Annotated in this window: 13 protein-coding genes; 1 reads left to right on the top strand and 12 read right to left on the bottom strand. The window is 35.5% G+C overall.

The features are described 5' to 3' along the window. Positions 1–182 precede the first annotated feature (182 nt). From BMW64_RS09755 to BMW64_RS09730, 6 genes are all read right to left on the bottom strand, one after another. Complete coding sequence (locus tag BMW64_RS09755; protein WP_089999801.1) at positions 183–746, bottom strand: hypothetical protein; 564 nt, start codon at positions 744–746, stop codon at positions 183–185. Positions 747–783: 37 nt separating this feature from the next. Then, positions 784–1,338 (bottom strand): DUF6705 family protein, encoded by a 555-nt coding sequence (locus tag BMW64_RS09750; RefSeq protein ID WP_317048317.1) that lies wholly within the window; start codon positions 1,336–1,338, stop codon positions 784–786. Between the two features lie 32 nt (positions 1,339–1,370). Next, the gene (locus tag BMW64_RS09745) at positions 1,371–2,816 is read right to left on the bottom strand and encodes a hypothetical protein (protein WP_089999799.1); all 1,446 of its coding nucleotides are present in this window, start codon (positions 2,814–2,816) and stop codon (positions 1,371–1,373) included. 549 nt (positions 2,817–3,365) lie between these two features. After that, positions 3,366–3,848 carry a hypothetical protein gene (locus BMW64_RS09740; protein ID WP_089999798.1) on the bottom strand — a complete coding sequence of 161 codons (483 nt, stop codon included), beginning with the start codon at positions 3,846–3,848 and terminating at the stop codon, positions 3,366–3,368. A gap of 230 nt (positions 3,849–4,078) precedes the next feature. Next, positions 4,079–5,227 carry an N-acetyl-alpha-D-glucosaminyl L-malate synthase BshA gene (gene bshA / locus BMW64_RS09735; protein WP_089999797.1) on the bottom strand — a complete coding sequence of 383 codons (1,149 nt, stop codon included), beginning with the start codon at positions 5,225–5,227 and terminating at the stop codon, positions 4,079–4,081. A 50-nt stretch (positions 5,228–5,277) separates the two neighbouring features. Next, a complete protein-coding gene (locus BMW64_RS09730; protein ID WP_089999796.1) occupies positions 5,278–6,966 on the bottom strand; it encodes a glycoside hydrolase family 3 protein in 1,689 nt (562 codons plus the stop codon). A 121-nt stretch (positions 6,967–7,087) separates the two neighbouring features. Between BMW64_RS09730 and BMW64_RS09725 the strand changes: the two genes are divergently transcribed. Next, complete coding sequence (locus tag BMW64_RS09725) at positions 7,088–7,603, top strand: hypothetical protein (protein ID WP_089999795.1); 516 nt, start codon at positions 7,088–7,090, stop codon at positions 7,601–7,603. 64 nt (positions 7,604–7,667) lie between these two features. Here BMW64_RS09725 and ribA read toward each other — a convergent pair whose 3' ends face one another. The 6 genes from ribA to BMW64_RS09695 are packed head-to-tail and all read right to left on the bottom strand — an operon-like array spanning position 7,668 to position 12,018. Then, the gene (gene ribA, locus BMW64_RS09720; protein WP_089999794.1) at positions 7,668–8,264 is read right to left on the bottom strand and encodes a GTP cyclohydrolase II; all 597 of its coding nucleotides are present in this window, start codon (positions 8,262–8,264) and stop codon (positions 7,668–7,670) included. A gap of 20 nt (positions 8,265–8,284) precedes the next feature. Then, on the bottom strand, positions 8,285–8,743 hold the full coding sequence (locus tag BMW64_RS09715) for a hypothetical protein (RefSeq protein WP_089999793.1): 459 nt from the start codon (positions 8,741–8,743) through the stop codon (positions 8,285–8,287). Next, positions 8,740–9,354 carry a DUF4254 domain-containing protein gene (locus tag BMW64_RS09710; RefSeq protein WP_089999792.1) on the bottom strand — a complete coding sequence of 205 codons (615 nt, stop codon included), beginning with the start codon at positions 9,352–9,354 and terminating at the stop codon, positions 8,740–8,742. Before BMW64_RS09710 ends, BMW64_RS09715 begins: the two co-directional genes overlap by 4 nt. A 16-nt stretch (positions 9,355–9,370) precedes the next feature. Beyond that, entirely contained in the window at positions 9,371–9,577 is a 207-nt protein-coding gene (locus BMW64_RS09705; RefSeq protein WP_042721620.1) for a twin-arginine translocase TatA/TatE family subunit, read from the bottom strand. 30 nt (positions 9,578–9,607) lie between these two features. Next, the gene (locus BMW64_RS09700; RefSeq protein WP_089999791.1) at positions 9,608–11,173 is read right to left on the bottom strand and encodes a peptidoglycan DD-metalloendopeptidase family protein; all 1,566 of its coding nucleotides are present in this window, start codon (positions 11,171–11,173) and stop codon (positions 9,608–9,610) included. Beyond that, positions 11,170–12,018 (bottom strand): lipoprotein insertase outer membrane protein LolB1, encoded by an 849-nt coding sequence (locus BMW64_RS09695; RefSeq protein WP_089999790.1) that lies wholly within the window; start codon positions 12,016–12,018, stop codon positions 11,170–11,172. Before BMW64_RS09695 ends, BMW64_RS09700 begins: the two co-directional genes overlap by 4 nt. Between the last annotated feature and the right edge of the window lie 28 nt (positions 12,019–12,046).

Below are 12,046 nucleotides of genomic sequence, written 5' to 3'. Positions count from 1 at the left end.
TTTAATATGTCCGGATAAAAAGATCTTTTTATTTTCATAATCAAGTTTATAATCAAAGAATTTTGCTTCAATGACTTTATACTCGTTATTGTAAATTTTTACCTGACATAATTTCTTGTGATAAATAGAATCTTTGCTTTCAGTATAAGAACGTTCCCCAACTTTTTTCCAAATATCATTTGTTATAATGAAAATACTGTCGGTTTTGTAATAGTGTCGAATTTTGTTGTTAACATAGGCTGGAAGTTTTCATATTTTCCAACATATTTCTTCATCGGTTCATCCTTCCATTTTGAGTAATATTCCTTAAATGTAACCGTTTTACTGTTCTTTTCATAAAAATAGCGGAAAATATTTTCTGAGTAACTGTTTTTAGATTTTTTGATGATTAATCTGTTTAAATTATCATACGTATAATCATAATCATCTACAATTTCTCCCGATCTATAGTACCATATTTCTTTTGTGATATTGCGGTTTTTGTCATAAGCGGTTTCGTTATTGATATATCGGCAAAAGTTTGTTTCGAACCAAGATCCCGCCATACTTTTTCTTAAATTATCAGGTCTCATAATCATCGCATGACCATATTCATCATCACTCTTCATAAAAGTAGAAGGACCGGAATCATTTAGAAAAACCACATACTCTTTTACAAACTTTGGCTTACCCAAAACCGTATCTTTTATAACTTGAGCGTTACCATAAACAGAGAGGAACAATAAAATAAATACTATTTCTTTCATATTTTGTTATTTTAAAAGCCCCTTCGGGGGCTTTTGTTTATTGTTTCGTAAAAATTAAGCCCGACGTTTCAGGTAAATAAACTGTCTTGTCAGCAGTGGCAGGACAGTCTTCTCGTACAGAAGTGCTGTTGGGATCGTAATCCCATGATATTTGAGTGGAGTTAAGTTTTTTTAAGGTTACTTTGCCCCATCCAACTCCGCAATTAGTTCCATAATAATATAGTATTACAGAATTTTCAGATGGCCTTGTGCCTATACTATATAACTGATTTGTAGAGGTGTTTTGAGTATTCTGCAAAATGGACCCATTGGCATTTTTCACGATATACTTTACTACTAAAGCATCGCGATAAAATTGTTTATTAACTCTTTTCTCTAATTTATTTTCTTCTTTTATTATAAATAATGTAATTTCATCACCTTGGAAATTTGCTTTGTAAGTTCCTATATATGGATCTAATTCATTATTCAAATCTTTGACATGTGCATTACCAGGAATGTTGTCTAAGGCTGTATTCATCGGCAATATTTGTGCCTTACAGGAATTAACTATTGTAATTAAACATACGAATATTATGCTTTTGCAAATCATTTTTTTCATATTCTGAATTTTTCTGAATTAATTTATGGACATGGTATTGGTGTTGTATGAGTACCAGCAGAATTTATAGTAATATTATTAATAGTCCCATCTTCTTCAACACGTTGCAATAGAATTTTATTAGATAAATTCATTGCTTTTAAAGTATCAAAAAATAATTTTTCTAAGCCTTCATCTGTTATTTTTCCTGTACTATCTATATAAGTTGTGCCATAGGCACCTGTTGGATTTGTCATATCAAACTCTCTATTTTGATAATCGATATTAAAATTATCCAAATCTAATTGTGAAAAACTAGTCAAAGCATCACTATATTCTCCATCGAATCTTATGATATAATGATGTATTTTATAACCTGATGGGCAACCTGTGCAAGCCTTTTTTACAATCATACCAAAGTAAGCATTTTTATGTTCCCCGGCAGGCTGAGCTCTTGCAAATGCCAATAAGTTATTATCAATATCTGGTGGTGAATGCATGGATATTCCTGTAGGGGTATGATTATGATAGCCTCCTTGGTATCCGGTTTTTACACCTAAATTTACCTCGTGTTTCCCTCCACTAATATACCCTGTTACTGTTCCATCTTTTTTCGTTTTAAAACCTATTTCTCCTTTACTTAAAGATTTGTTTTTAAGACTGTCTAATTTAGTCTGTACTTCAGGATTATTAAGTAAAGCTTTTGTTTTTTCACAAGGATCATCAAGCTCAATACCCGGATCCACGCCACCACCATTACATCCGGGAGCTAATCTGTAAAATACATCCGTGCTTAAAGTACAAGGATCCTTCGGTGGTGTTCCTGAACCGGGAGTTCCGCCGCCGCCGCCGCCACCTCCGCCGCCGGGTGATCCCGGAGACCCCGGGAAACTTTCGTCCGGGATGTAGACCATAATGGTATTGCAGGACGTTGAATAGCAAGCAGGGCAATGATCGCATTTAGACCAGGTTTCATGATTTTTGCAGGACCAACTGAGACCGCAACTCTCAAAGAACAGAATCTTTGAAGATTCACTATGAACAGGTTTAGGTTCTTCAAAATCTTTTATCAAAATCCTTCCATTCTCCTTATCAAACTTCATTTCATCTAATATTCCTTCGGGGGCATTGGTAAAAAGCTTTGTTCCAAAAGTTTTGTTATCGATATACATAAAGGTAAAAAACATCTTTTCTCGCAATTTGATGTCAATACCTTCATTATAAACGATATCTTTCAGCATTGTATTATCATAATCTTTCACTCCTGTTACCGAGTTTTTGTCATCCAAAGTGGCAAAAAGTACAGAACTCATGGTCTCATTATCATGCGAAAGGGGAATCATGAGTCCTGTTGCTTGTTCCGTATCTACCACCTGCATTTTGTCCCAAATAGGCATTCCTCTTTGATCGGGCATTTTAGATAAAAAATCGGTTTCTCTGTTATAGGCTTCCAGAATAGCCACATAATCTACCCCTGCCTTGGCATTCATTCAAACCGCCTTTTTGAGAATGTTTAAAGAAATTGGCATTGTTTCGTTGGGGATTGTTTTCTCCATTGGTAAAATCTTCATTGTGGCACGACCATAGAATAGTGAGGGAGACTATCAGAAAAGATAGACTGAGAATGATTTTTCTCTTCATAGTTATTTTAGTTTTAAAGGGCTAAATATAATATTTTTTCATCAATCATCATGCGTTAATTCTTATTTTTTGAATCTAAAATGAAATCCTGGAATGTTATATCAGCCTTTTAAAAGAAGAGAACGAAAGGTTGAAAAATGAGAATAAAAAACTTCAGGAAGAAAATAATCTCTTGCGGTCTCAACAGAAAACAGACTCAAACACTCGCCGTTGAGGTAAAAAGACTGGCGGTTGAGTCTTTTTATCTCAAAAACCAGTCTTTTAGAGTGGTTGTCGAGTCTTTTTACCTCGTCGGTGAGTCTTTTTGTGACAACGTTGAGTCTTTTATATTCAAAAACGACTCTTTTATACTCGTCATTGAGTATAAAAGAGTCGTTTTTCAGATAAGAAGTGATCAGTTATTCTTTTTTAGGAACAGCTTTGTTTCCCTTTCTTACAAATCTTTGGCTAAGATCGTCATAAATGGGTTTCGCGGAAGCAATCCCTTTATCGGCAGCTTCTTTGGTCGTTCCGTAATAAAATAAAGCAGAGATTAAAGCTTCACTTCCAGCGATCGTTATGGTGTCGGCTATGTCAGAAGCCAGTTGGTTTGCCAGATTTCCTAATGGGCTAAGACCGGTAACCACGGCTTCATCTTTCAGAAATTCTGTTTTGTCCATATAGGCCGGCGCAAATTCAGGATTGGTTTCGAGATAGTCTTTTACTTTCTGTACGGTAGCAACGGTCTTGTCACCCATTTTAAAAAGTTTTTTTCTCTGTTCTACTGTTAGCCCCTGTAGATAGGGTGCTAATAATGTTTTGCAGTCCTGTAGCTTTTGCGTTACTTCATCAAGTACTGCCTTCGGGATTTCTACACTGATTTGATTGTTTGTACTCATCATTTATAATTTTTTAATTAAGGAAACTAAAATAATAAAAAACTTTGTAGCGTCATTTAAATATTTAAAAATCAGTATAATATGAAATTTATTAATTTAAAATTTTAAATGGATTTATAATTTTAATGAATATTAAGATTTGTGCTTAAAAAAATAAGTCTAATCGGAATAAAGCAATAAAAAAGGCCGCATCATCAAGAAATGCAGCCTGTATTTTACAAGATAAAAAAAGATTATGCTTTCGTCAGCTCACTTTTAAAATTTTCGATGGTCGTTCTGTACATGGCTTCATAAATGGGAAGAATGTTTTTTAAATCGAATTTGATGGCCTGTTCTTTTGCGTTTTTCTTCATTTCGTTTAAAAGTTCTTCATTGCTCAACAGCTTGATCGTATAGTTGCTCATCGCTTCTACATTTCCGATTTCTGCTAAAAATCCGGTTTCTCCCTGGATGTTTACTTCCGGAATTCCTCCTGCATTGGAGCTTATGACTGGTGTATTGGCGGCCATCGCTTCTAATGCAGCCAATCCAAAACTTTCCTGTTCGGAGGGTAATAAAAACACATCGGAAAGCTGAAGAATCCGGTACAGGTCGTTTACTTTTCCGAGCAGACGAATCTTTGAGATCAGATCAGGATTTTCTTCCAGAAACTGGTTGACTTTTTCCATATCCGGGCCTTCGCCAATGATGATTAATTTTGATTTTACCTTTTTCTGTACATTTTTGAAAATCTGCAATACTTCATCCACACGTTTTACCGGTCGTAAGTTAGAGACGTGAATCAGAATTTTTTCATCCGGGTTGGCAAACTGTGTCCGCTGGCATTCATTGCATTCATCAAATTCAGAATTATCAATAAAATTGGTAATGACCTGAATTTCTTTTTTGATCTTAAAGAACTGAAGGGTATCTCTTTTTAAACTCTCGGAAACAGAAGTGATGGCATCGGATTGATTGATCGAAAATTCTACCGCATGCTTATAGCTCGGGTGTTGTCCAACGAGTGTAATATCAGTTCCGTGAAGGGTAGTGACCAATGGGATATCATTATCGTCTTCTTTCAGCATCTGCTTCGCCGTAAAAGCTGCATAAGCGTACGGAATAGCATAATGGGCATGAAGCAAATCCAGTTTATAAAGATTCACCACACGATAGATCATCGAGCTCAACGCAATATCATAAGGCTGATACTGGAAAAGGGGATAGGTCTGAACATTTACCCTGTGAAAAAAAATATTCGGATTGGTAATATCTAATCTCGCCGGCAGCGCATTGCTGATAAAATGAACCTCATAGCCCTTATTGGCAAGGGACATTCCCAGTTCAGTTGCTACGATTCCGCTCCCTCCGTATGTTGGATAGCAAAGTATGCCTATTTTCATTGCTGTATTGTAGTTTGATTTTGTTATGTAAATATTAGATTTACTTTATTTTATTGTGCGGGCTGCAAATTTATTCCCATTCCTGATTTCAGTTCATCATTTACCAAAACAGGAAGCCTGCCCCATATTTTTGTCTGCCCTTTTAAAGCTTTGGCAGTAGCCGTCATAGAATCATCATTATTCTCATAAGCAACCAACACCGTGGAAACTTTTGAAATATCAATATCTTTCAAAGCATAGGCACTTCCGAAAACACTAAGAATTACATTTTGATTTTTAGTAAGTTCAGATAAAATCTTTTTTGACGCGTCAGAAATTTTGTAGGGCTTATACGCTGTTGAATTATCTTTATGAAATCCTACAATCACGGTAGAATTTGCTGGAATTGTGCTGATTTCATTTGCTTTTTTAATGATGATCTCAGAACCCATTTCATTGGTAAATGTATGGTATGGGGCTTCTTCTAAAGGAACATAATAAACCTGTTTGCCTTGTAATGGAAGTAAGTTTTTTTCATCTTTTAATAATGTTAAAGCGTTAGCATATAAATTTTGAACTAATGTTTTATGCGAATCATTATTTAAATCTGAATTGATATTGTCAGGATTTCTTGGACTGTATTTGTCTAATCCTAAAAAATATTTTGTCAGGAGAATCTTCTTCACACTTTCTTCTACCCTTGACTGCGGAATTTCTCCGTTATCGATCGCTTTCTGAATGAGCTTCTTTCCTTCTGCTACACCCTGAGAAAAAAGCATGATGTCATTTCCTGCTTTAAAAGCCATGGCATCCAGTTCGCCCGGTTTGTATTTGTTGGCCACTGCACCCATATTGAGAGCGTCTGTAATGATTAATCCTTTATATCCCAATTGATCTTTCAGCAAACCGGTAATGATATTTTTCGAAACCGAAGCAGGAATTCCTTTTCCGGATTCCAGGCTCGGAACATATAAATGCGCTACCATCACGCCACCAATGCCTTTATTCATTAATGCTTTAAAAGGAGCGAGCTCAACGGCATTCAGCCTTTCCAGATTATGGGAAACAACCGGCAGGTCCAGATGAGAATCCGTGCTTGTATCGCCATGTCCCGGAAAATGTTTGATGGCTGCTAAAATAGTATTGTCCTGAAGCCCGTTCGCATAAGCCAAAGCCGAATTGATCACATTATTAACCTCAGATCCGAAACTTCTGTTTCCGATAATTGGATTATTAGGATTTGTATTTACATCTACAACGGGTGCGAAATCCCAGTTGATGCCCATTCTGTGGCAATCTTCCGCAATTTTTGCAGCCATCTGACGGATCAGGTTCTTATCCTGAATGGCCCCCAATGTCATTGCCCACGGAAATTTGTGTGCGGCAGCAATCCTCTGATATATTCCCCATTCGGCATCCATTCCGATCATCAAAGGAACTTTTGATTTCTGCTGAAATTCGTTAACAAGATTTATTTCTCTTGCTGCATCATCCTGCATCAGGATCAGGCCGCCTATTTTTTCGTTGGTAACAATATTTCTTACATTACTGATTTCATTTTCACCCTTATTGGTGTACAGGGCCACAATAAATAACTGCCCGAGCTTTTCGTCCTGCGAAAGATTTCTATAGGTTTTATCTACCCAGTGGTTTGCTTTCTTAAGATCTTCTTTCGAAAGATTTTGCGGAAGATATTGGGCCGCAATTTTTGAGCTCAATAATAAAAAAACAAAAAACGACGTACGAACCAGTTTCTTCATATTTTTTTGAATAATAACAAAAATACAATTAAAAAAATGAGCAAAACAATGTTTTTGAATTTTTTGGTATATGATTTGAATACGCTTTATAAATAACAAACAATAACTAAACTTTTATAAAATGAAAAAATTTCTTCCAATTTTACTATTAGCCTTCGTAGGTTTATTTATATTCAGTTGTAAGGATGACGATACAGATTATGATACGTATTCACAATCAAAAGATGTTGTAGGATCTTTTACTAGTTCAAATAGTTATGCATTCACACAGGGTATCGCTATACAAGGCACTGATGTTGTGTTGGTATATAGATATTTGGGTGATTCTTGGCAGTTGATTCCAAAAATGATGTATTTACCAGATGCTACAGGAATGCCTACAAACAGAGAATTTCAATATAATTTTGTTTTTGATACGAATAATGTACAGATTAGTATAGATGATCAAAATTTTAATCTCGCTACAGGATTTACTTCAGCTGAAGCAACTCAGTATTTAAATAATCAACGATTCAGAATTGTATTGGTTCCTGCAAGTGCTGGTAAAAATGCAAATGTGAACTATGAGGATTACAACAGCGTAATTAAATACTATAATATTGATGAGTCTAAAATACAGACCATTAAAGTAAATTAAAATATATCTTTTCAGTTTTTTATAATTACAAAAAAGCTCCGGAATTTATTTCGGAGCTTTTGCTTTATTTATCGTTGTCATCAAGAAGATGACCAAAATAGTCTTTTTTTGTCTGCAGATAACCTCTGCTTATTTCGTTGGCCGGAATTTGAAGAGGAATCCTTGAATTAAGATGAATATTGCTTTCTTCTACATATTTTACCTTTTCAGGATTGTTGGTAAGAAGATTAATATCCTTTACGCCCAACAAGTTCAGGATTTCAATGGCAACACCAAAGTTTCTGTCATCTGCGGGAAGTCCAAGCTTTAGATTGGCTTCTACCGTATCAAATCCTTTTTCCTGTAAAGAATATGCTTTTAGTTTATTGATGATTCCGATATTTCTACCTTCCTGTCTCAGGTAGATAATAACTCCTCCATTTTCATGGATATATTTCATGGCAGCGTCGAGTTGCTGCCCACACTCACATTTTTTTGAATGGAAAACTTCTCCGGTGATGCATTCTGAATGGAAACGCACATTTACAGGTTTTGAAAAATCTGTTTTTTCTGCGATGATAGCCATATGAGGCATCCAGTCATTCTCGTTTTCGGATAAAGCTATCATTCGGAAAGTACCATATTCCGTAGGAACATTGGATTCCGCCTGAATTTTAATCATTAATACCCCTTAAATTAGTTTTAATTTCCTTTAATATAGTCTTCGATAGCAGAAACATTGGTTTTTAATCTTACAAGATAGCGGTTGAGAACCTCATTGTCATCTTTGTTAAGATTTACTCTCAGTTTCTGAACTTTTTTATAAGATTTTTCAAAGTCTTTTATAGCTTTGTTTTTCCCATTCAGATTATCAGCGTCTATTGCATAAAGATAATTCTGTAAACTATACTTTAAGGCTGCAATTTCATTGTTTAAAGCTGTATTCTTGAATTGTGGAAAAGTAGCGATTAGATTGGAAATTTCGGAAGCATTTACATTACCTTTTACATTAATATCAATACTGTTTTTCGCTTCTTTATCAGAATCAGATGCTTTTGTTTCGCTATAAAAACTGGTAGACAACGGAGAAAAATTTGGTTTTTCCGTTGCACAAGATGCTATTGTTAATAGTAATACTCCAAAAAAAAGAAATCGTTTCATTTTTGCTGCCCCTTTTGATATAGGACTGGGTTAAGACTTTCATCGTTGTACATTTTCATTTGTTTGTACACTTTCATCTTAACATCACCGTTCTCAATATCAGCAAGCAACTGATTAATAGAAGTTGAAAGATCTTCATGTTGTGCAAGCAATACATCCAATTTAGCCTGACAATTGGCTCTGTGCTCTTGCGATGCAGAATCTCTATTAGCTTCTAACGACATATGATAAACCTTTAGTGCGAGAATTGATAGCCTGTCTACCGCCCATGCGATAGTTTCAGTATTGATTTTTGCGTCAGGTTTAGGAGTTACACTTTCATATTTTTTAAGAAACCAGCTGTCTATAAATTCTACCAGATCAGTTCTTTTCTGGTTAGAAGCATCTATTGCTCTTTTAAGTTGGAGAGCTTCAGCCGGATCAATATTTTCATCTCTAATTATATCTTCCAAATGCCATTGAACGGTATCAATCCAGTTCTTTGCATACAAAATCCGTTCCAAAGTATCTTTTTCGAACGGGTTATTAATTAGAGTGTTAACATCATCAGACACGTGATAATCTTCAATACTTTGATTGAAGACTTTCCATGCGGTCTCTGTAAAATTCATTGAGTTGTAAGAATTTTTAGTTGCTAGAAGAATTATTGTTGGTGGTTTTGTTTTCAGAACCTGGTTTATCCTCTTCCTTTACAGCATCTTTAAATTCTTTGATACCAGAGCCCACTCCTCTCATTAATTCAGGAATTTTCTTACCTCCGAAAAGCAACAGAAGAATGATCGCTACGATCAGGATGTGTTGCCATGATAATGACAATATTGTTAATGTATTCATTGCTAATTTTTTTACAAAGTTAATCTTTTTTTAATAAGAAACCCAACCTAAAGGATCAACTGGTGTACTTCCGTTCCATACCTGAAAATCAAGAGTATAGGTGCCATCAAAATCCTGCCCTATAACACCTACGGGAGTTCCTGCAGAAACCTGTTGTCCTTTTGATACATTCACACTTCCCAAATTGGAATAAATGGTGAAATAATTACCATGTTTAAGAATAACGGTTTTCGTTCCGTCACTATTTGCCAGGACAGATGAAACAGTTCCCGGAAATACTGATCGTGCACGTGTGCCAGATGGTACTGAAATCTTGATGCCGTTGTTCTCCTCATCAATATTTTTAAATACCGGATGAGGGTGTCTTCCAAAACGGTGTGTGATTTGTCCAATTTTATCAGCAGGATAGCCCAGTCTTCCTTTGTTGTCTGCGAAATTACTTCCGGCAACAGTAGTCACGCCGTAATTGGTCATTGCTTTTGTTTCCGCCGCTTTTTTGTCGTCTTCCTTCTTTTTGGCTAATGCTGCTTCTGCTGCTCTTGCTGAGGCGAGTTTTTCAGAGGCTTCTTTTGCTCTTGCTGCCGCTTCATCAGACGCTTTTTTTGCGGCTACTTTTCGGGCTTCATCTCTCGCTGTTGCTTCCGATCTGGCAGCCTCTTCGTTTCGTTTTCTTTCTTCTTCTGCTCTTTTGGCGGCGAGTTCTGATGCCTTTCTTGCCTCATTTTCTGCAGCCAGCCTTTCTTTTTCCAAAGCTTCAGCTCGCGCTTTATTTTCAGCCTCTATTCTGGCTTTTTCTCTTTCTGCTGCTATTTTGGCGAGACGTATTTTTTCAGCTTCTGCTTTTTTTCTGGCTTCTTCTTCTGCTTTGGCTATTCTTATCTCTTCAGCAATAATCGATCTGATCTGCCCTTCCAATGCTTTGGATTGCGATTGTTTTTGTCGGAGTTCAGAGGTAAGCTTTGATTCATTTTTCTTAAATTCTGCTACAAGTTGCTCTTTCTGGGCTCTTTCAGCATTAATCGTTGTTAAATCTTTCTGCTGATTAACAAGAAGATTAGCCTTTTCCTTTACAGAATTCTGTTTCTGTGCAATAGACTGTTTAATTTTAGCTGCAGCAGTTGTGATTTCTGCCGCTTTTTTATCCTGATAATCGGAATATTGTTTTAGATACTGAACCCTTCGTATTGCTTCTCCCAAATTTTTGGCAGAAAGAATAAAAGTTACTTTATTTTGTACCCCTTTATTTTTATATGCATTCACCAGAACTTTCGCATAATTCTCTCTAAGGACTTTCAGTTCTCTGTTCTGACGATTAATTTCCAACTGACGGAGATAAATTTCATCTTCAATAAATCTCTTTTCCTTCTGAGTGTTGTTGTACACTTTTTCTCTCAGTACCAGTTTCTTATTAACATTATCAAGATAGGCGATTGAAAGTTTAGATTCGTTTCTTGTTTTGGCTAAATCTGTATTTATCTGTGCAATTTGTTTTTTAAGTTCAGCATTTTGTTTTTGCAACTGTTCTTTTTTACCGCTTTGTCCATAGTGCAGTCCGAACAATAAAATACCTATTAAAAAGCTAAATTTTTTAATCATTTAATCTCAATTTTCTTATAACTGGATGGTACAGAATAAGGTGTATCCATCCTCGAAAAGTCAAATTTCGTATTTTCCAGTAAAATCTGACTGCTTTTCGAACCTTTTATAATTATTTTAACATTTCTGGGTAAGCGAATTCCGTTGATTTCTTCCCAATTACTGTAGGATACGTCAAGCTCATCAGGAGAAAGAACATCCTTAAGATTTACGTTTAAAAGGTCATAATTTGTATCGTAGTTCAGAACAATTTTGTATTCTCTGGTCTTTTCATCGGTGACAATTTTCTGATTGACATTGGATGCCATCTTAAAGCCTTGTGAATTTTGAGTAAGTGTAAACTGGGAATCATTAACCTTTACAAATGTTCGTCCTATGAGAATTTTCTCCAAAGATTTGTAATCAATGAAATTCACATTCAGAAGATTATTTAAATAATCAAAATCAGAATCGATATAGGTTTTGCTGGTTTTATCCTGGCCTTTGATGCCTTCCGGGGTTGCCATTCCGCGTGCTACAGTGATGATGAATGCCTGAAGATTCATCCAGACTTTTTTATCTTTTTCAATATAAATGGTAGCGTCCAATGTAGGTATAAAGCTTCCTGTTTCCACATTAACTTTGCTATTGATCTTGATCTGCTCAAAATGCGGCATAGGAATCACGTGCTCAAAAAACGGAAGTTTATTTCTTATGGGTTCATTGATATCTTTGGGATTCTGGTCATTTTCCAGAACGAATGTACTATCAACTTTAATGCTATTTTTAGACTTTTTTGCCGCATTTCTCGTTTTACAAGAAGTTACAGCAAAAAGCAATAACAGTACTATGATCCAGTTTTTCATGTATTTACCTTTTCAATTTTAAAAAATT

This window comes from Chryseobacterium taichungense (assembly GCF_900109935.1).
In the GTDB taxonomy this organism is placed as follows: domain Bacteria; phylum Bacteroidota; class Bacteroidia; order Flavobacteriales; family Weeksellaceae; genus Chryseobacterium; species Chryseobacterium taichungense.
This window is presented reverse-complemented; position numbering and strand designations above follow the sequence as displayed.

Coding starts and splice junctions, on each gene's coding strand:
- BMW64_RS09725 (WP_089999795.1), top strand. CDS start 7,088: ATGAAAAAATTTCTTCCAATTTTACTATTAGCCTTCGTAGGTTTATTT.
- BMW64_RS09705 (WP_042721620.1), bottom strand. CDS start 9,577: ATGAATACATTAACAATATTGTCATTATCATGGCAACACATCCTGATC.
- BMW64_RS09745 (WP_089999799.1), bottom strand. CDS start 2,816: ATGAATGCCAAGGCAGGGGTAGATTATGTGGCTATTCTGGAAGCCTAT.
- ribA (WP_089999794.1), bottom strand. CDS start 8,264: ATGATTAAAATTCAGGCGGAATCCAATGTTCCTACGGAATATGGTACT.
- BMW64_RS09695 (WP_089999790.1), bottom strand. CDS start 12,018: ATGAAAAACTGGATCATAGTACTGTTATTGCTTTTTGCTGTAACTTCT.
- BMW64_RS09755 (WP_089999801.1), bottom strand. CDS start 746: ATGAAAGAAATAGTATTTATTTTATTGTTCCTCTCTGTTTATGGTAAC.
- bshA (WP_089999797.1), bottom strand. CDS start 5,227: ATGAAAATAGGCATACTTTGCTATCCAACATACGGAGGGAGCGGAATC.
- BMW64_RS09740 (WP_089999798.1), bottom strand. CDS start 3,848: ATGATGAGTACAAACAATCAAATCAGTGTAGAAATCCCGAAGGCAGTA.
- BMW64_RS09730 (WP_089999796.1), bottom strand. CDS start 6,966: ATGAAGAAACTGGTTCGTACGTCGTTTTTTGTTTTTTTATTATTGAGC.
- BMW64_RS09700 (WP_089999791.1), bottom strand. CDS start 11,173: ATGATTAAAAAATTTAGCTTTTTAATAGGTATTTTATTGTTCGGACTG.
- BMW64_RS09750 (WP_317048317.1), bottom strand. CDS start 1,338: ATGATTTGCAAAAGCATAATATTCGTATGTTTAATTACAATAGTTAAT.
- BMW64_RS09710 (WP_089999792.1), bottom strand. CDS start 9,354: ATGAATTTTACAGAGACCGCATGGAAAGTCTTCAATCAAAGTATTGAA.
- BMW64_RS09715 (WP_089999793.1), bottom strand. CDS start 8,743: ATGAAACGATTTCTTTTTTTTGGAGTATTACTATTAACAATAGCATCT.